The 18,648-nt window shown below is 60.8% G+C and carries 15 protein-coding genes; 7 read left to right on the forward strand and 8 right to left on the reverse strand.

The window, feature by feature from the left end:
* Nucleotides 1-25: 25 nt before the first annotated feature.
* Nucleotides 26-1,393 carry a DNA repair protein RadA gene (gene radA / locus ACV8MC_RS10540; RefSeq protein WP_007909773.1) on the forward strand — a complete coding sequence of 456 codons (1,368 nt, stop codon included), beginning with the start codon at nucleotides 26-28 and terminating at the stop codon, nucleotides 1,391-1,393.
* A 51-nt stretch (nucleotides 1,394-1,444) separates the two neighbouring features.
* Here the strand turns inward: radA and ACV8MC_RS10545 are convergent, their stop codons facing one another.
* On the reverse strand, nucleotides 1,445-1,813 hold the full coding sequence (locus ACV8MC_RS10545) for a PilZ domain-containing protein (protein WP_041477779.1): 369 nt from the start codon (nucleotides 1,811-1,813) through the stop codon (nucleotides 1,445-1,447).
* Between the two features lie 159 nt (nucleotides 1,814-1,972).
* Between ACV8MC_RS10545 and ACV8MC_RS10550 the strand changes: the two genes are divergently transcribed.
* The 3 genes from ACV8MC_RS10550 (at nucleotide 1,973) to yjiA (ending at nucleotide 5,382) form a co-directional block, all read left to right on the forward strand.
* Nucleotides 1,973-4,039, forward strand: a complete 2,067-nt coding sequence (locus ACV8MC_RS10550) for a carbon starvation CstA family protein (protein ID WP_041477781.1) — start codon at nucleotides 1,973-1,975, stop codon at nucleotides 4,037-4,039.
* Nucleotides 4,040-4,054: 15 nt separating this feature from the next.
* Nucleotides 4,055-4,252 (forward strand): YbdD/YjiX family protein, encoded by a 198-nt coding sequence (locus ACV8MC_RS10555; RefSeq protein ID WP_003228401.1) that lies wholly within the window; start codon nucleotides 4,055-4,057, stop codon nucleotides 4,250-4,252.
* 152 nt (nucleotides 4,253-4,404) lie between these two features.
* Nucleotides 4,405-5,382, forward strand: coding sequence for a GTPase (gene yjiA, locus ACV8MC_RS10560; protein ID WP_457265222.1), 978 nt, complete (start codon nucleotides 4,405-4,407; stop codon nucleotides 5,380-5,382).
* Between the two features lie 114 nt (nucleotides 5,383-5,496).
* Here the strand turns inward: yjiA and ACV8MC_RS10565 are convergent, their stop codons facing one another.
* Genes ACV8MC_RS10565 through ACV8MC_RS10575 form a run of 3 tightly spaced genes read right to left on the reverse strand, consistent with a single transcriptional unit; the run spans nucleotide 5,497 to nucleotide 8,287 of the window.
* Complete coding sequence (locus ACV8MC_RS10565; protein WP_457265223.1) at nucleotides 5,497-6,201, reverse strand: GntR family transcriptional regulator; 705 nt, start codon at nucleotides 6,199-6,201, stop codon at nucleotides 5,497-5,499.
* 18 nt (nucleotides 6,202-6,219) lie between these two features.
* Nucleotides 6,220-6,924: a FadR/GntR family transcriptional regulator gene (locus tag ACV8MC_RS10570; protein WP_016773102.1), complete on the reverse strand. Its 705-nt coding sequence runs from the start codon at nucleotides 6,922-6,924 to the stop codon at nucleotides 6,220-6,222.
* Nucleotides 6,925-6,973: 49 nt separating this feature from the next.
* Nucleotides 6,974-8,287 carry a C4-dicarboxylate transporter DctA gene (locus tag ACV8MC_RS10575; protein ID WP_041477785.1) on the reverse strand — a complete coding sequence of 438 codons (1,314 nt, stop codon included), beginning with the start codon at nucleotides 8,285-8,287 and terminating at the stop codon, nucleotides 6,974-6,976.
* Nucleotides 8,288-8,436: 149 nt separating this feature from the next.
* Here ACV8MC_RS10575 and ACV8MC_RS10580 point away from each other — a divergent pair, with 149 nt between their 5' ends.
* Complete coding sequence (locus ACV8MC_RS10580; protein ID WP_177434227.1) at nucleotides 8,437-8,613, forward strand: hypothetical protein; 177 nt, start codon at nucleotides 8,437-8,439, stop codon at nucleotides 8,611-8,613.
* Nucleotides 8,614-8,621: 8 nt separating this feature from the next.
* Here ACV8MC_RS10580 and glyA read toward each other — a convergent pair whose 3' ends face one another.
* Together glyA and morA are read right to left on the reverse strand one after the other, a co-directional pair.
* Nucleotides 8,622-9,875, reverse strand: a complete 1,254-nt coding sequence (gene glyA, locus ACV8MC_RS10585; RefSeq protein WP_041477786.1) for a serine hydroxymethyltransferase — start codon at nucleotides 9,873-9,875, stop codon at nucleotides 8,622-8,624.
* Nucleotides 9,876-10,106: 231 nt separating this feature from the next.
* Nucleotides 10,107-13,955: a cyclic di-GMP receptor MorA gene (gene morA / locus ACV8MC_RS10590; protein WP_056790520.1), complete on the reverse strand. Its 3,849-nt coding sequence runs from the start codon at nucleotides 13,953-13,955 to the stop codon at nucleotides 10,107-10,109.
* A 287-nt stretch (nucleotides 13,956-14,242) separates the two neighbouring features.
* Here morA and ettA point away from each other — a divergent pair, with 287 nt between their 5' ends.
* A complete protein-coding gene (gene ettA, locus ACV8MC_RS10595) occupies nucleotides 14,243-15,907 on the forward strand; it encodes an energy-dependent translational throttle protein EttA (protein WP_016773108.1) in 1,665 nt (554 codons plus the stop codon).
* A gap of 349 nt (nucleotides 15,908-16,256) precedes the next feature.
* Complete coding sequence (gene gdhA / locus ACV8MC_RS10600; RefSeq protein WP_457265226.1) at nucleotides 16,257-17,594, forward strand: NADP-specific glutamate dehydrogenase; 1,338 nt, start codon at nucleotides 16,257-16,259, stop codon at nucleotides 17,592-17,594.
* Here gdhA and ACV8MC_RS10605 read toward each other — a convergent pair.
* Together ACV8MC_RS10605 and ACV8MC_RS10610 are read right to left on the reverse strand one after the other, a co-directional pair.
* Entirely contained in the window at nucleotides 17,591-18,085 is a 495-nt protein-coding gene (locus tag ACV8MC_RS10605) for a GreA/GreB family elongation factor (protein WP_457265227.1), read from the reverse strand. The genes gdhA and ACV8MC_RS10605 overlap by 4 nt on opposite strands.
* A 70-nt stretch (nucleotides 18,086-18,155) precedes the next feature.
* Nucleotides 18,156-18,512, reverse strand: a complete 357-nt coding sequence (locus ACV8MC_RS10610) for a hypothetical protein (RefSeq protein WP_095181853.1) — start codon at nucleotides 18,510-18,512, stop codon at nucleotides 18,156-18,158.
* Nucleotides 18,513-18,648 lie beyond the last annotated feature (136 nt).

Below are 18,648 nucleotides of genomic sequence, written 5' to 3' on the forward strand. Positions count from 1 at the left end.
CGCGTCTTTTGTTCCGGGGGTTCTGATGGCCAAGGCCAAGCGCATGTACGGCTGCACCGAGTGCGGCGCAACCTTTCCCAAGTGGGCCGGGCAGTGCGGCGAGTGCGGTGCCTGGAACACCCTGACCGAAACCATGATCGAAAGCGGCGGCGCCACGGCACCCACCGGGCGCACCGGTTGGGCTGGCCAGCAGGCGCAGATCAAGACGCTCGCCGAAGTCAGCATCGAAGAGATTCCACGTTTTTCCACCGCTTCCGGTGAGCTCGACCGCGTGCTCGGCGGTGGTCTGGTCGATGGCTCGGTTGTGCTGATCGGCGGTGATCCGGGGATCGGCAAATCGACCATTCTGTTGCAAACCCTGTGCAATCTGGCCAAAAGCATGCCGGCGCTGTACGTCACTGGTGAGGAATCCCAGCAGCAAGTGGCGATGCGCGCCCGCCGTCTCGGCCTGCCGCAGGATCAACTGCGGGTGATGACCGAAACCTGCATCGAAACCATCATCGCCACCGCTCGCCAGGAAAAGCCCAAGGTCATGGTGATCGACTCGATCCAGACCATCTTCACCGAACAGCTGCAATCGGCGCCGGGCGGCGTGTCGCAGGTGCGTGAAAGTGCGGCGCTGCTGGTGCGTTACGCCAAACAGAGCGGCACGGCGATCTTCCTCGTCGGCCACGTCACCAAAGAGGGCGCCTTGGCCGGTCCGCGTGTTCTGGAACACATGGTCGATACCGTGCTGTATTTCGAAGGTGAATCCGATGGTCGTCTACGTCTGCTGCGCGCGGTGAAGAACCGTTTCGGGGCGGTCAACGAATTGGGCGTGTTCGGCATGACCGACAAGGGCCTGAAAGAAGTCTCCAACCCATCGGCGATTTTTCTCACCCGCGCCCAGGAAGAAGTCCCGGGCAGTGTGGTCATGGCGACGTGGGAAGGCACCCGACCGATGCTGGTGGAAGTGCAGGCACTGGTCGATGACAGCCATCTGGCCAACCCGCGTCGGGTGACGCTGGGGCTGGATCAGAACCGTCTGGCGATGTTGCTTGCGGTGCTGCACCGCCACGGCGGGATTCCGACCCACGATCAGGACGTGTTCCTCAACGTGGTCGGTGGCGTGAAGGTGCTGGAGACAGCGTCGGATCTGGCGTTGATGGCGGCGGTGATGTCGAGTTTGCGCAATCGGCCGTTACCGCATGATCTGCTGGTGTTCGGCGAAGTCGGCCTGTCTGGCGAAGTGCGCCCGGTGCCGAGCGGGCAGGAGCGGCTGAAAGAAGCGGCCAAGCACGGCTTCAAACGCGCCATCGTGCCGAAGGGTAATGCTCCGAAGGAATCGCCTCCCGGCTTGCAGATCATCGCCGTGACGCGTCTCGAACAGGCCCTCGACGCACTCTTCGAGTAACCACAATCCCCTGTGTAGGAGCAGCCTTCGGCAGCTCCTACAGGGGGCAAGTCAGATTTCGATCAGCGCACCCAGTTCGCGCTCCAGCTCGGCCTCATCCGCCAGATTCAGTTCGATCAAGCGGCGCAGGCGCTGGATCGATTCCAGGCTGATATGCCGGCAGATGAATCCCAAGTGGCCGTTTTCCTCGTGGGCCAGATGCACGTCCATTTCGATATCGACGTCTTCGCTCAGATGAATGTCGACTAGGAAGTCCTGCTCTTTATCCCCAAGCCACGGCTCCGGTCGCTCGATCAGCAGGCCCTTGAGCGACAGGTCGATCAGTTTGACCGGCCAGATGTATTCGCCCTGTTTCAGCTCGGTTCGGGCATCGAACGCAATACGTTTGAAACGACGTCGATTGGCGGGGTGCTCGCTCATGGCGCAATCCTCATGAAGGTTCGCTGACTATAGACCGCGAATGCGGGCGCCAGCCAATCGTTCAAGCGTCTAGACCTATGTCGGGGTATGGCCTTTGGCGCCGTAAGCGCTAAACTCGGGGTGGCTGTCTTTCTTGTCCACCCTGGCTGGAATAATAAAATGAAAAATAATAATAGCCTGCTGCGCCACTTACCCTGGCTCGTGCTGGCAATCGTAGGAGCGTGCGCCCTGGGCGTAGTGGCATTGCGCCGCGGCGAGGCGATCAACGCCTTGTGGATTGTGGTCGCTGCCGTGGCCATTTATCTGGTTGCGTACCGTTACTACAGTCTGTTCATCGCCAACAACGTGATGCAACTGGATCCGCGTCGGGCCACCCCCGCCGTGCTCAACAACGATGGTCTGGACTACGTGCCGACCAACAAACACATTCTTTTCGGTCACCACTTCGCGGCCATCGCTGGCGCGGGGCCACTGGTCGGTCCGGTGCTGGCGGCGCAGATGGGGTATCTGCCCGGCACACTCTGGCTGATTGCCGGTGTGGTGCTGGCGGGCGCGGTGCAGGACTTCATGGTCCTGTTCATGTCGACCCGACGCAACGGCCGTTCCCTGGGCGACATGGTGCGTGAAGAGATGGGCCGGATTCCCGGGACCATCGCACTGTTCGGCTGCTTCCTGATCATGATCATCATCCTCGCGGTGCTGGCGCTGATCGTGGTCAAGGCCCTCGCCGAGAGCCCGTGGGGCATCTTCACCGTGATGGCGACCATCCCGATCGCGATGTTCATGGGCATCTACATGCGCTACATCCGCCCGGGCCGCATCGGCGAAATCTCCGTGGTCGGTGTGTTGCTGCTGCTCGGTTCGATCTGGCTGGGCGGGCAGATTGCTGCCGATCCGGTATGGGCCAAAGCCTTCACCTTCACCGGTGTGCAAATTACCTGGATGCTGGTCGGTTACGGTTTTGTCGCCGCGTCGCTGCCAGTGTGGCTGATTCTGGCACCGCGTGACTATCTGTCGACCTTCCTCAAGATCGGCACCATCGTCGCCTTGGCGATCGGTATTCTGGTGACCATGCCCGAGCTGAAAATGCCGGCACTGACCCAGTTCGTCGACGGCACCGGCCCGGTGTGGAAGGGCGGTCTGTTCCCGTTCCTGTTCATCACCATCGCTTGCGGTGCGGTTTCCGGTTTCCACGCGTTGATCTCGTCGGGCACCACGCCGAAGCTGCTGGATAACGAAACCAACGCCCGCTACATCGGTTACGGCGGCATGCTGATGGAATCGTTCGTGGCGATCATGGCCATGGTTGCCGCTTCGGTGATCGAGCCAGGCGTGTACTTCGCCATGAACAGCCCGGCCGCCGTGGTCGGCAGTGATGCCGCGTCAGTGGCGCAAATGGTCACCAGCTGGGGCTTCGCGATCACGCCGGAAGCGCTGCAAGCCGTGGCCCACGACATCGGTGAAACCACCATTCTGGCCCGTGCTGGCGGTGCGCCGACCCTGGCGGTCGGTATCGCGCAGATCCTGCACAGTGTCCTGCCGGGTGAAAACACCATGGCGTTCTGGTACCACTTCGCGATCCTGTTCGAAGCGCTGTTCATCCTCACCGCTGTGGACGCCGGTACCCGTGCCGGGCGTTTCATGCTGCAGGATCTGCTCGGCTCCTTCGTACCGGCGCTGAAGCGCACCGAATCGTGGACCGCCAACCTGATCGCCACCGCCGGTTGTGTCGCGATGTGGGGCTGGTTGCTGTATCAGGGCGTGATCGATCCACTGGGCGGCATCAACACCTTGTGGCCATTGTTCGGCATCTCCAACCAGATGCTCGCCGGTATCGCGCTGATGCTCGGCACCGTGGTCCTGATCAAGATGAAGCGCCAGCGCTACATCTGGGTCACCCTGTTGCCGGCCACCTGGCTGTTGATCTGCACCACCACTGCTGGCTTCATCAAGCTGTTCGACGCCAACCCGGCGATCGGCTTCCTGTCCCTGGCCAAGAAGTACAGCGATGCGCTGGCCAACGGTCAGGTGCTGGCGCCGGCGAAAAGCGTCGAGCAGATGCAGCACGTGATCTTCAACGCCTACACCAACGCCACACTCACCGCGCTGTTCCTGTTCGTGGTGTTCAGCATCCTGTTCTATGCGCTCAAGGTCGGCATCGCCGCCTGGGGCAAGAAAGAGCGTACGGATAAAGAATCGCCATTCCAGGCCCTGCCGGATGCGTAACCAGAGGATTGCAGCATGTTCAATGACCTGAGTCGCCTCGGTAAATACCTCGGTCAGGCCGCGCGCCTGATGGTCGGCATGCCCGACTACGACACCTACGTCGAGCATATGCAAACCAAACACCCGGACAAACCGGTGATGAGCTACGAGATGTTCTTTCGCGAACGTCAGGAAGCCCGTTACGGTGGCAAGGGTGGGCCGAAGTGCTGTTGAGCTGACAGCCTGCGGTTGAGGTAATCCCCTGTGGGAGCGAGCCTGCTCGCGAATACGGAGTGCCAGTTGATGAAGGATTTGACTGACACACCGCTTTCGCGAGCAGGCTCGCTCCCACATTTGTTTTTGTATTCTTTTCAGGAGATCGGGTTTTGTCTTCTCCCATTCCGGTAACGGTCCTCAGCGGTTTCCTCGGCGCCGGCAAGACCACTTTGCTGCGTCATTTATTGAAAGCCGAGCACGGCCTGAAAATCGCCGTGATCGAAAACGAATTCAGCGACGCCGGCATCGACACTCAGTTGCTGGGTGACGAGCCGGTGCAGGTCATGACCCTGGCCAACGGCTGCGTCTGCTGCACCATTCACACCGATCTGACCAAGGCGCTGTACTTGCTGCTCGAGCGCCTGGACAGCGGCGAGATCGCCTTCGATCGTCTGGTGATCGAGTGCACTGGTCTCGCCGATCCGGCACCGGTGGCGCAGACGTTCTTCATCGACGAAGAGCTGCGCGAGCGTTACCTGCTCGACGGCATCATCACCCTGGTCGACGCCGCTCACGCCGACGTGCACCTGACCCAGACCATCGCCCAGGCGCAGATCGGTTTCGCCGATCGTCTGCTGGTAAGCAAGACCGATCTGGTCGATGAGGCGACGTTCACCGCGCTGAGCGAGCGCCTTACGCGAATCAACCGCCGCGCGCCGATCCGCGTGGTCGAGCATGGCAACATCGATCTGGCTGAACTGCTGGATGTGCGTGGTTTCAACCTCAATGCTGACCTGGGCGGCGGTTTGAGCTTGCGTCCGGTGAGCAAGGCGCCGTCGATCGATCGCATCTCCAGCCTGGTGCTGCGCACCGATCAGGCGCTAGATATCGATCAGCTCAGCGAATTCATGAACGAACTGCTGGAAGAACACGGCAAGCAATTGCTGCGCTACAAAGGCGTGCTGAATATTGCCGGGGAAGATCGGCGCCTGGTGTTTCAGGGTGTGCTGAAACTCTATGGTTTCGACTGGGACACCGAATGGGCCGAGGGCGAGACGCGCGAGAGTCTGATCGTGTTTATCGCCGATGACTTGCCGGAAGAGAAGATTCGGGCGGGGTTTGCCAGGGTTGCAGCGCAACAAGCCTGATAATTTCAATAGCTCAACGGGCCTCTTCGCGAGCAGGCTCGCTCCCACAGTAGAACGCATTCTGTCAGAAGGAATGCAATCCACTGTGGGAGCGAGCCTGCTCGCGAAGGCGGTCTAACCGACAGCACAATGCTCAAGATCTGAACCCAGCAGTGTCTGCTCAAGATGATCCAGATGCCGATTCATCAGCCCCTCTGCCTTGGCAGCATCACCTCGCTCCACAACCTCAACCAACGCCAAATGCTCCTGCCATGCGCAACAGCTTCGCGTCGAACCCTGACTCCGCGCAATCGCCAACGAGGTCAACGGCACCAGACTGCGCAGAAAATGCGCCAACGGCACATTACCCGCCATCCGCGCCAACTGCAGATGAAACTCCCCCGACAACCGAATCGCCGCCCCGCGCCGATCCTGCTCGATGGCGCGCTTCTCGCGCTCTATCAACGTGCGCAAGCATTTCAGATCGTCTGGCTGCGGACGCTGACACGCCAACCGCACCAACGTGTTCTCAGCCAACCGTCGCGCATGCAAGGTCTGCCGGATCAGCTCCCGATCAGGCGCGGCCACTCGTGGACGATGATTGGCGCGCAATACCACGATCTGCTCATGGGACAACTGCGTCAGCACCCGTCGTACATCGGCGCGGCCGGCGCCGAACATCGCTTGCAGACTGTCCTCGGTGAACCGGCTGTCTTCATCGATACGCTGCTCGAGAATCGCGTCGAACAGTCGCGGATACAACTCCTCAACCGGCATGCGCAGGCGAGAGACGGGCAGGGCGGTAGAATCGGCATGCGAGGCTGAAGCAAAACTGTTCATGGCCGTTCTCCTGGCAAATCAGGTGGGCAGGTTGTCGTCCGGGATGTTCAGCTCAACGCCCATGCGCTGGCCTTCGCGCAGAATGTGCCGACGCATTTCGGCGCTGGCCTGAGCGCTGTTCTTGCTGCGGATCGCGCGGACTACGGCTTCGTTTTCTTCCAGGCGTTCGGCCAGATGCTCCGGTGAATTGCGCAACACTTCGGCACTTTGCTTGAGCGCGTTGCTGGTCTGCTGCACCACGCTCTGGAAAATCGGGTTCGAGGTCAGCGTGAACAGTTCTTCGTGAAAGGCGATGTAGGCGCTGACCCCGGCTTCACTGTCACCGGCTTCGAGGGCTTCGCGCATGTCCATCAGGGTCAGGCGCAACTGGCCGACTTCCTTGCTGCTGATCGATTGCGCAACCAGCCCGACAATGAACGGCTCGAGGGTGTAGCGCAGTTGCAGCACATCTTCCAGGCTCGCCCCGGCGACTGCGCTGTCGTGGCTCTGGCTGTCGCTGAGTTGCGCATCGAGGACGACCACGCCTTTGCCCGGCATCGAGCGCACCAGGCCGAGTGTTTCCAGCACGATCACCGCTTCGCGCAGGCTCGGCCGGCTGATGCCCAGCTGTTCGGCCAGTTCACGCTGGCCCGGCAGCATGTCGCCGGAGCGCCACTGGCCTCGGGCCAACGCGGCGCGGAGTTTTTCCACCACTGAATTGACGACGGTTGAAGTTGTAATCACGTATTGGCTCCCTGCGCCGTGCCTGCGCATTGGCAGGCACGGCACTCATTCAGAATTCTTTCGCCGCCGCCGGAGCGACGGTTTTTCGCGGTTGAAAGTTATAGCCCTGTTCGCCGTTGAGCACCTTGTTCGCTCGCTGTACATCGATGTCCTTTTCCCAGCGGGCGATGGCCACGGTGGCGACGCAGTTGCCGATCAGATTGGTCAGCGCGCGGCCGATGCCCATGAACCAGTCCACGGCCAACACCAGCACCAGGCCGACCACGGGAATCGCCGGGATCGCCGTCAGCGTTGCCGCCAGGATCACCAGTGCCGAACCGGGAATGCCGTGGGCGCCTTTGGAGGTGATCAGCGACACCAGCAGAATGGTCAGCAAGTCGGTCATCGCCAATGGCGTGCCGGTGGCGTTGGCGATGAATACGATGGCCAGGGTCAGGTAAATCGAGAAGCCGTCGAGGTTGAACGAGTACCCGGTCGGGATCACCAGACCGACCGTCGAGCTGCCAATACCGAGGTGTTCGAGCTTGCGCATGATCTGCGGCAGTACGGCGTCGGAAGAGGCGGTGCCCATCACGATGAGCAGTTCTTCCCGCAGGTACTTGAGCAGCGGCCACATGCGCAGGCCGGAGACGCGCATCACCAGACCGAGGATCAGCGCGACGAAGGCGACGCAGGTCAGGTAGAACAGACCGACCAGACTGCCCAGGTGCTGCAACGAATCGAGGCCGTATTTGCTGGTGGTGAAGGCGATGGCGCCGAATACGCCGATCGGCGCCAGCCGGACGATCATGCCCATGATGCGGAAGATCACGTGGCTGAGTTCGTTGATCAGCCGCGAAATCCCGGAAGCCGCTTCGCCAACCAGATTCAGTGCACTGCCGAACAGCACCGAGAACAGCAGCACTTGCAAGATATTGTTGTCAGCGAAGGCACCGATCACCGAGGTCGGGATCAGGTCCATCAGAAATTGCGTGGTGGTGTGCATGTGCTGGCTGCGCTCGGCGAGGTCGCCCATGTCGGCGCTGGAGAGCTGCTCCAGATGAATGTTCGCGCCGCTGCCAATGCCGGTGCTGAAGGCGAACACCAGACCAATCACCAAGGCGATGGTGGTCAGCACTTCGAAGTAGATCACCGACTTGAGGCCGATGCGCCCGACCTTCTTCAGATCGCCCGCGCCGCTGATGCCGCTGACCACCACGCAGAACACGATCAGGCCAATCAGCATCTTGATCAGTTTGATGAAGCCATCGCCGAGCGGTTTGAGCTGAGCGGAGTATTCAGGAAGGGTCAGCCCGCAGACGATGCCGAGCATCAGTCCGAGAACCACTTGAAGGAAGATTGAACGCGAGCACCATCTGAGCATGGGAGGAATCCTGGGTCGGTGTCCTGGCTGCCGCACGCGTTGCGCATCGGATGCAGGACTTAATTATTGTGGTCTTACCGGTATGTCCAGTGCAGGCGCAGTCTAGGCTTGGTTTTTTCCTGATTACAAGGGGAAAGCATGAAATTGGCATGACCGGTCTGACCAGCGGCCAAAGCCGCGTAGGAGCTGCCGAAGGCTGCGATCTTTTGATCTTGTTTATAAAATCCAGATCAAAAGATCGCAGCCTTCGGCAGCTCCTACAGGTGAATTGCAGGCGAAAAAAAACCGGCCAATCACTTGGCCGGTTTTTCATGCTGCTGGTTTAACGTCGCGATTAAGCGCCGTACACCGGCAGTTTCTTGCAGATGGCTTTGACTTTCTCGCGAACGGCGTCGATCACCGCTTCGTTGTTCAGGTCAGCCAGGATGTCGCAGATCCAGCCGGCCAGCTCTTTGCACTCAGCCTCTTTGAAACCGCGAGTGGTCACAGCCGGAGTACCGAAGCGCAGGCCGGAGGTGACGAACGGCGAGCGTGGATCGTTAGGCACGGAGTTCTTGTTCACGGTGATGAACGCTTTGCCCAGAGCGGCGTCGGCGTCTTTACCGGAGATGTCCTGCTTGATCAGCGACAGCAGGAACAGGTGGTTTTCAGTACCGCCCGAAACCACGTCGAAACCGCGCGCGATGAACACTTCGGCCATGGCCTTGGCGTTCTTCACCACTTGTTGCTGGTAAGCCTTGAACTCAGGCTGCAGCGCTTCCTTGAAGCAGATCGCCTTGGCCGCGATCACGTGCTCCAGCGGGCCACCCTGGGCGCCCGGGAACACTGCGGAGTTGAGCTTCTTCTCGATCTCGGCGTTCGCTTTGGCCAGGATCAGACCGCCACGTGGACCGCGCAGGGTCTTGTGCGTGGTGGTGGTCACGACGTCGGCGAACGGTACCGGGTTCGGGTAGACACCAGCGGCAACCAGACCGGCGACGTGAGCCATGTCGACGAACAGGTAGGCGCCAACCTTGTCAGCGATCTCGCGGAAGCGCGGGAAGTCGAGGATCTGCGAGTAGGCCGAGAAACCGGCAACGATCATTTTCGGCTTGTGCTCGACCGCCAGACGCTCGACTTCGTCGTAGTCGATCAGGCCGTTGGCATCGATACCGTATTGAACGGCGTTGTACAGCTTGCCCGAGGAGGAAACGCTGGCGCCGTGGGTCAGGTGACCGCCATGGGCCAGGCTCATGCCCAGAATGGTGTCGCCACCTTGCAGCAGAGCCAGGTAAACAGCGGCGTTGGCTTGGGAACCGGCGTGCGGCTGAACGTTGGCGTAATCAGCACCGAACAGTTCCTTGGCACGGTCGATGGCCAGTTGTTCAACCACGTCAACGTATTCGCAACCACCGTAGTAACGCTTGCCCGGATAGCCTTCGGCGTACTTGTTGGTCAGGACCGAGCCTTGAGCTTCCATCACCGCTGGGCTGGTGTAGTTTTCCGAAGCGATCAGCTCAATGTGTTCTTCCTGACGCTGAGCTTCTTGCTCCATGGCGGCAAAAAGGTCGGCGTCGTACTTGGCAATAGTCAAATCACGGCTGAACATGGCGGTCCTCAAGGATCGGGGGCAGAAAAGGGGGGCATTCTAACCCAACCGCTTTTGGATGACATATGAAACGACGTCATGTCGCAGACAAGTGGCGTTCATGACAGATGTGCGGTGCTTTTGCCGGCCCCTTCGCGAGCAGGCTCGCTCCCACATTTGAGATGCATTCCCCTGCTGCAATGCATTCCCCTGTGGGAGCGAGCCTGCTCGCGAAGGGCGCGCCGCAGATGTTCAGTCGAACATGAACAGCGCATCGTTACAGAACTGCGCTTCAAACCGTCCCGCCGGCATCGGCCGGCCGAACAGATAGCCCTGCACCTCATCGCAACCATGCTCACGCAGGAAGTCCAGTTGCTCGTGGGTTTCCACGCCCTCGGCGATCACCGCCAGGTTCAGGCTGTGGGCCATGGCGATGATCGCCCGGGCGATCTGCGCGTCCTGTTCGCCGGACGGCAGGCCGTCGACGAAAGTACGGTCGATCTTCAGCACGTCGATCGGGAATTGCTTGAGGTAGTTGAGCGATGAATAACCGGTGCCGAAGTCATCGACTGCGATGCTCAGGCCGAGGTTTTTCAGCCCGGCAAGAATCTGCATCGCTTCGCTGACTTCGCGCATCAGGATGCTTTCGGTCAGCTCCAGCTCCAGGCACGCCGGTGGCAGGCCGGTTTCGCGCAGGATCGTCGCGATTCGGGTGCCCAACTGGCCGTCGGAGAACTGCCGTGCGGAAATGTTCACCGAGACCTTCGGCACCCGCACCCGTTGCTGGTGCCAGGTTTTCAGCTGTCGACAGGCCTCGCTGATGACCCAGTCGCCAACGTCCACCACCAGGCCGAGCTCTTCCAGCACCGGAATGAAATCACCCGGCGGCACCAGCCCGCGACGTGGATGGCGCCAGCGCAGCAGCGCTTCGGCGCCGGTCAGGCGCTTGCCGTCGCCACTGAACTGCGGCTGGTAATACAGGACGAATTCGTTCTGCTCCAGCGCATGGCGCAGATCGCTTTCCAGTTCCAGACGCTCCAGCGCACTGGCGTTCATGTCGGCCTGATAGAACTGGAAGTTGTTCTTGCCGCGTTCCTTGGCGTGGTACATCGCCGTGTCGGCGTTCTTCATCAACTGGCTGAGTTCGTTGCCGTCCTGCGGACTCAGGGCGATGCCGATACTGGCGGTGACGAAGAACTCGCGGCCCTCGAGCACGAACGGCCGCACCAGGCTGGCGAGAATCTGCTCGGCGACATGAATCGCCCGGTTCAGCGCCAGTTCGCGATTGGAGCGATGCTGCAGCAGCAAGGTGAATTCGTCGCCGCCCATGCGAGCCACGGTGTCGTCGTCATCGACGCAGGCCAGCAGGCGCGTGGCCATGTCCTTGAGCATGCGGTCGCCGGCGGCGTGGCCGAGGGAGTCGTTGATCGGTTTGAAACGGTCGAGGTCGAGGAACATCAGCACCACCCACGACTTCTGCCGTTCGGCCGCTTGCAGCGCGGTGTGCAGACGATCCTGGAACAGCGTGCGGTTCGGCAAATGGGTGAGGGCATCGTAATAGGCGAGGCGGTGGATGCGCTGCTCGCTGGCCTTGCGCTCACTGATGTCGCTGAAGAAACACACGTAACTGGCCAGATCGCCCTCGTCGTCTAGCACGGCAGTGATGCCGACCCACGCCGGGTAATGCTCGCCGTTACGGCGCTTCATCCACACTTCGCCTTCCCAGGTGCTGTGCTCGTGCAACTGCTTGAGCACGTAGCGCAGGTGCGCATCCTGCTGCTCGTCGACGGTGAGCATGTTCGGCAACTGGTCGAGCACTTCGCCGACGCTGTAGCCGCTGACCCGACTGAACGCTTCGTTGGCCTGGACGATGTAGCCGGCCGGGTCGGTGATCAGGATTGCCGAAGTCGAGTGCTCGAATACCGTAGCGGCCATGCGCAGGTCTTTTTCGGCACGGCGCTGCTGGCTGATATCGCGGCCCACGCCGAGCACGCCTTCGAACGCGCCGTGCTCGTCCCACACCAGCACCAGGCGCAGTTCGATCGGAATCTTGCGGCCATCGGCACGCAGGCAATCGAAGAGGAACAGCTGCGTTTGCACCTGACTGCGCAGCAATGCCAGTTGCTCGGGCTTGTCCAGCGCCTTGCTGACGCGGTCCATCAGCACATGAATGCCATTCAGTTGCCCGGGATTGGCGATGATCGATTGCCAGCCGTTCTGGAAAATCCATTCGGCGTTGTAACCGAGCACCGCCTGCACCGACGGGCTGACGTAGTTCAGCGAGAGCTTGCTGTCGGTGGAGAAAATCACGTCGCTGATGCTTTCGGCGAGCATGCGGTAACGCTGCTCGCTGTCACGCAGCGATTCGCTGGCCTCGATCTGTTCGGTGATGTCCTTGGCCACGCCGATGATCCGCGTGACCTGATCGTGCTTGTCCCGCGCCAGCGCCTGTTCACGGATGTCGAAGCGCCGCCACTTGCCGTCGCGATGACGGAAGCGCAACTGGCATTGCAACAGCTGGCTGTAACCGGCGTGGCGCTGCAACTGCCGCGAGCGATGGTAATAGTCGGCGTCTTCCGGATGCAGAAGGATTTCCCAGAAGTATTCACCCATCTGATGCAATTCAGTGCGGTTGTAGCCCAGGGTCTGGCCGAGGTGGTGGTTGCTGAAAATCATCCGCTGGCTGATCACGTCCTGCACATACAGATGATCCGGCACGGTGCGCACCACGTCCGACCAGAAGCCTTCGCGCTCCAGCAACGACAGCTCGATCAGCTTGCGGCTGGTGATGTCGTTGATGCTGAGGATCACCGCTTTATAGTCGTGCTGCTCGCTCGGCAGGCGCAAAACCATCCACAGATGCTGGTCGCGACCGTTGCTGTTGGGCAGTTTGATTTCCAGTTCCAGCTGTTTCTGCTGCTGCAGGACGGCGTCGAGGATCTGCTGACCGATCGCGCACTGCGGATGGCGCTGGCCATCGATCAGCAGTTGCCAGGCATCGTCGCAGGAATGCACATCGAGCAGTTGCAGGGCGACCTGATTGACCTCGGTGACGCGCATTTCCGCGAGCAACTGCTGGCGCTGCTGCGGTTGGTCGAGCCAGGCCTTGAGCTGGTCGCTGGTCTGGATCTGCGCCTTGTCGAACATCTGCTTGAGGCCGGACAGGTCAAGCACGCACAAGGCCACGCCGGTGCCTTCGAAAATATCCTGGTAACGCCGCCGGCCTTCATGCACCTGGCGCTGGCGCCGACGCATGTTTAGCAGTGCAATCACCGGCAACATCGAGAACGCCAGGCCGAGCAGGCATTTGCCGATGAACGCCGGCAGCAATTCTTCCAGTACGCGCTGGCGGTCGAACAGCCCGCGCAGTTGCCAGTCGCTGCTGCTCAGCGGCACGGTCAGTACGGTGTTGGCGACATCGTCAGGCGTCAGCCCGCCAGCCTTGACCGAGGGCAGCCCTGCTTCGCGGCTGATGATCTGGTGATTGAGGCGGTTTTCCACCAGCCACAACGGGCGCAGGGCGGTGGCGTCCTGTTTGGTCAGCGAGTCGAAGAAGGTTGGCGTCAGGCGCAAGGCCCAGTAACCGCGACTGCTGCCGCTGGCCTGATGCAACAGCAGGTGCACCACCGAGCCGTCATCGGCATTGCTGAAGTAATGCGCCTGGGCGCGGCTGCGGCGCACCAGTTCGGTCAGGTAATCGGCGTCGGAACTGTCGGTGGCGCTGTCGCTGATGATGCGGCCGGAGGGTGAGAGCAGGGCCATGCTGCGCAGGTCGGGCAGCGAGCGTTGCAACTTGCGCAGGAGCATCTGCTGTTCGTCGGCAGTTTGCGGTTGTTCGACGATCGGTAGCAGATTGAGGGCGATTTGCGCATTCAGCGCCATGTTCAGGCTGACCTGAGCGGCGAGATCGGCGGTGTAATCGATGGTGTACTGGCGCTGGTTCTTCTGGGTTTCACGCAATTGATCGAGCAGTTGCCAGAACAGCAACGCGAGCAATAACAGCACGAGGGTGGCCAGCGCACCCTTCAATGTCCCGCGCAGGGGCGAGCCGGGCGCCGGTGGGGTGCTGCTCACAGAGGCTGGCGGAGTGACATTGGTCAAGCTGTGATCCTGCGATTTGGCTGGACTGGCGCGACGTGCACTATAAGCCGGACGCCCGAAGGGCGGCTAGCATGCCTTGAGTTGTGGCGAAGTGCCAGCCCCTCTCGGCTGGACTGCCTTCCGGCATTAAGGTAGCTTTGCCGGTTAGACCGGGGGCGTTCCAGCCCCTACAATCAGACTTTTTCCAGCGCGCACGCATTGATTGCGATCAAGTGAACGACGCGCACAGTCTGGCCAGGCATCGCCTGCGCTCCAATCATTCATCTGTCACTGACCCAAGGTTCTCCATGGCTCAATACGTCTTCACCATGCATCGGCTGGGCAAAGTTGTTCCGCCGAAGCGGGAAATCCTCAAGAACATTTCGCTGTCCTTCTTCCCCGGCGCCAAGATCGGCGTGCTCGGCCTCAACGGTTCGGGTAAATCCACGCTGCTGAAAATCATGGCTGGCGTCGACACCGAGTTCGAAGGCGAAGCCCGTCCGATGCCGGACCTGAACATCGGTTACCTGCCGCAAGAGCCGCAGCTCGACCCTGCCAAGACCGTACGTGAGGTGGTCGAGGAAGCGGTCAGCGTGATCAAGGATGCGCAAGCGCGTCTGGACGAGGTCTACGCGGCCTACGCCGACCCGGATGCCGACTTCGACAAGCTTGCTGCTGAACAGGCCAAGCTCGAAGCGATCCTGCAGGCCAGCGACGGCCACAACCTCGAGCGCCAGCTGGAAGTTGCTGCCGATGCACTGCGTCTGCCGGCCTGGGACGCGAAAGTCGAACACCTGTCCGGTGGTGAAAAGCGCCGTGTCGCCCTGTGCCGTCTGCTGCTGTCCGCGCCGGACATGCTGCTGCTCGACGAACCGACCAACCACCTGGATGCCGATTCGGTGGCGTGGCTGGAGCATTTCCTCCACGACTTCCCGGGCACCGTGGTCGCGATCACGCACGACCGTTACTTCCTCGACAACGTCGCCGGCTGGATTCTGGAACTCGACCGCGGCGCGGGCATTCCTTACGAGGGCAACTATTCGGGCTGGCTCGAAGCCAAGTCCGATCGTCTGGCTCAGGAATCCAAGCAGCAGTCGGCTCACGAAAAAGCCATGAAAGAAGAACTGGAGTGGGTGCGCAAAGGCGCCAAGGCCCGCCAGTCGAAATCCAAGGCACGTCTGCAACGCTTCGAAGAAATGCAATCGCAGGAATTCCAGAAGCGCAGCGAGACCAACGAGATCTACATCCCGGCCGGTCCACGCCTGGGCGACAAGGTCATCGAGTTCAAGAACGTCACCAAGGGCTACGGCGATCGCGTGCTGATCGACAACCTGTCGTTCTCCATGCCGAAAGGCGCCATCGTCGGCGTGATCGGCGGTAACGGTGCCGGTAAATCGACGCTGTTCCGCATGCTGATGGGCAAGGAAACTCCGGATTCGGGCAGCATCGAAATCGGTGAAACCGTGCAACTGGCCTGCGTCGACCAGAGCCGCGAAGACCTCGACGGCAGCAAGACCGTGTTCCAGCAGATTTCCGACGGTTCCGACCAGATCCGCATCGGCAACTACGAGATCCCGTCGCGTACCTACGTCGGTCGCTTCAACTTCAAGGGCGGCGATCAGCAGAAGTTCGTCAAGGACCTCTCCGGCGGTGAGCGCGGTCGTCTGCACCTGGCGCTGACCCTGAAGGAGGGCGGCAACGTCCTGCTGCTCGACGAACCGTCCAACGACCTCGACGTGGAAACCCTGCGTTCGCTGGAAGAAGCCCTGCTGGACTTCCCGGGCGCCGCCATTGTGATCTCCCACGATCGGTGGTTCCTTGACCGTGTCGCCACGCACATCCTGGCGTACGAAGACGACTCGCAAGCGGTGTTCTTCGAAGGCAACTACACCGAGTACGAAGCCGACCGCAAAAAGCGCCTCGGCGAAGCAGCGGCCCAGCCACACCGGGTACGTCACAAGAAACTGGCCTGAAATCGGGTTGGTTGCAGAAAGCGGAGCCTTCGGGCTCCGTTTTTTTTGCCCTGGGTTTTTCCTGATAAACCGAGTTGCGGCTTTCGCGAGCAGGCTCGCTCCCACAGGGGTAACGCATTCCAAATGTGGGAGCGAGCCTGCTCGCGAATACGGTGTAACTGTTGGTGCAAGTCTTGGATCTGTGCTCCCCACTCAGGTGCAAAAACGGATCAAATACCCCTCGGATTTATATCCTGTGCACCATTTAATTTCATAACTGCGACATTTTGCTCTGTTCCTGTGCGCAATTCGTTTGTTACAGTCCGGCCCAATCTCCTCCAACGACAATAAATTTGCCGAGACTTTGCCCATGATCGAATCCGTCGAATCCTTCCTTGCGCGCCTGAAAAAACGCGACCCGGATCAACCCGAATTCCACCAGGCTGTCGAAGAAGTCCTGCGCAGTCTGTGGCCGTTTCTTGAAGCCAATCCGCATTACCTGACTTCAGGCATTCTCGAGCGTATCTGCGAGCCGGAGCGCGCGGTGGTGTTTCGCGTGTCGTGGGTCGACGATCAGGGCAAGGTCCAGGTCAATCGCGGCTTCCGTATCCAGATGAACAGCGCCATCGGCCCGTACAAGGGCGGCCTGCGCTTCCATCCGTCGGTGAACCTCGGCGTGCTGAAATTCCTCGCCTTCGAGCAGACCTTCAAGAACTCGCTGACCTCCCTGCCCATGGGCGGCGGCAAGGGCGGTTCCGACTTCGATCCGAAGGGCAAGAGCGACGCCGAGGTCATGCGTTTCTGCCAAGCGTTCATGAGCGAGTTGTATCGCCACATCGGCGCCGACGTTGACGTGCCGGCCGGTGATATCGGTGTCGGTGCGCGGGAGATCGGTTTCCTCTTTGGCCAGTACAAGCGCCTGAGCAACCAGTTCACCAGCGTCCTCACCGGCAAGGGCATGACCTACGGCGGTAGCCTGATTCGCCCGGAAGCCACCGGTTTCGGCTGCGTGTACTTCGCCGAAGAAATGCTCAAGCGCCGTGGGCAGACCGTGGAAGGCAAGCGCGTGGCGATTTCCGGTTCCGGCAACGTTGCCCAGTACGCGGCGCGCAAAGTGATGGATCTGGGCGGCAAGGTGATTTCCCTGTCCGATTCCGAAGGCACGCTGTACTGCGAGGCAGGCTTGAGCGAAGCACAGTGGCTGGCGCTGCTGGAGCTGAAGAACATCAAACGCGGGCGCATCAGCGAACTGGCGAGCGCCCATGGTCTGGAATTCCGCGCCGGCCAACATCCGTGGTCGCTGCCGTGTGATATCGCGCTGCCCTGCGCGACGCAGAACGAACTCGACGCCGAGGCCGCACGCACGCTACTGCGCAACGGCTGCGTCTGTGTGGCTGAAGGCGCGAACATGCCGACCACGCTGGAGGCTGTGGATATCTTTATCGAGGCCGGCATTCTGTTCGCACCGGGCAAGGCGTCGAATGCGGGCGGTGTTGCCGTGAGTGGTCTGGAAATGTCGCAGAACGCCATGCGCCTGCTGTGGACGGCGGGCGAGGTGGACAGCAAGCTGCACGCGATCATGCAGTCGATCCACCACGCCTGTGTGCATTACGGCGAAGACAACGGTCAGGTCAATTACGTCAAAGGCGCGAACATTGCCGGCTTCGTCAAAGTCGCCGATGCGATGTTGGCGCAGGGCGTGGTTTAAGCCGGTTCGATGCGGATCACTTCGATCAGTTGATCGCCGGCCGGTCGCTGCCAAAGCACTTCATCGTTGAGCCGGGCGCCGAGCAAGGCCCGGCCCAGCGGCGATGCCCAGTTGATCAGACCCTGACTGGCGTCGGCCTGATCTTCGCCAACCAGTTGCACGCGGTGTTCAGTGTCGTGTTGGTCGGCGAAGGTCACCCAGCTACCGATTTGGACCTTGTCGGTGGAGGTCGCAGCGACTGCGACTTGGGCGCTGCTCAGGCGTTGAGTGAAATAGCGCAGATCCCGTTGCAGATCGGCCAGACGTTGCTTGTCGGCCTGCTCGCCCTTGGCCGTTTGCTCGGCGTGCAGGCTTTGCAGCTCGGCGACTTTCCCCTGCAACTGCGCCAGACCTTGCGGTGTGACGTAATTGGGCTGCGTGCTGACCTGACGTTCGACCGGCTGATCGGCCTGCGCGGCGGCGTTGTCTTCGTTGACGAATGCGCGACTCATGAAGTCCTCCTGTTAAAGGATTTGGGCCATGGTTGCCGGCATTTGGTTTCAACGGATGTCTGCAAGCGACCTATTGCGAGCGATAAGCCCGCCCGACGTCCTGGTCCTTCTGCTGCTGCCAGGCACGTTCGCGCTCATCCCAATGTTCGTTGCGATATTGCTCGCGATCCCTGTTTTCCAGCATCGCCTGACATTGGCGGAAGCCGTCGACCCAGCCGTCGGCGTATTGCTGGTCCTTGAGATAGCGCGGCACATTCTTGCGAAACTCACCGCTGATCGAGCCCGCCGCTTGCCGGCCGCTGACGCAACCGTCATCGAAACCGTCGGCGAAGGCCGGTGGATAACCCTTGGCGATCAAGTCTTCATGGGTGGTCTGGCAACCGCCCAGCGCCAATACAACGCCCAACAATCCCACGCACCGCCACATCGCACTCTCCCGCGCCGATACTCGGCTCATAAGGAAAGTCTAGAAGGGGATTCATGAGGCGGCTGTCGAAGGCCTGTGAAAAATCCATTGCACACCACAAGGCCCCTGTGGGAGCGAGCCTGCTCGCGAAGGCGTC

The sequence above is a fragment of the Pseudomonas sp. PK-RTE-24 genome, assembly GCF_054052265.1.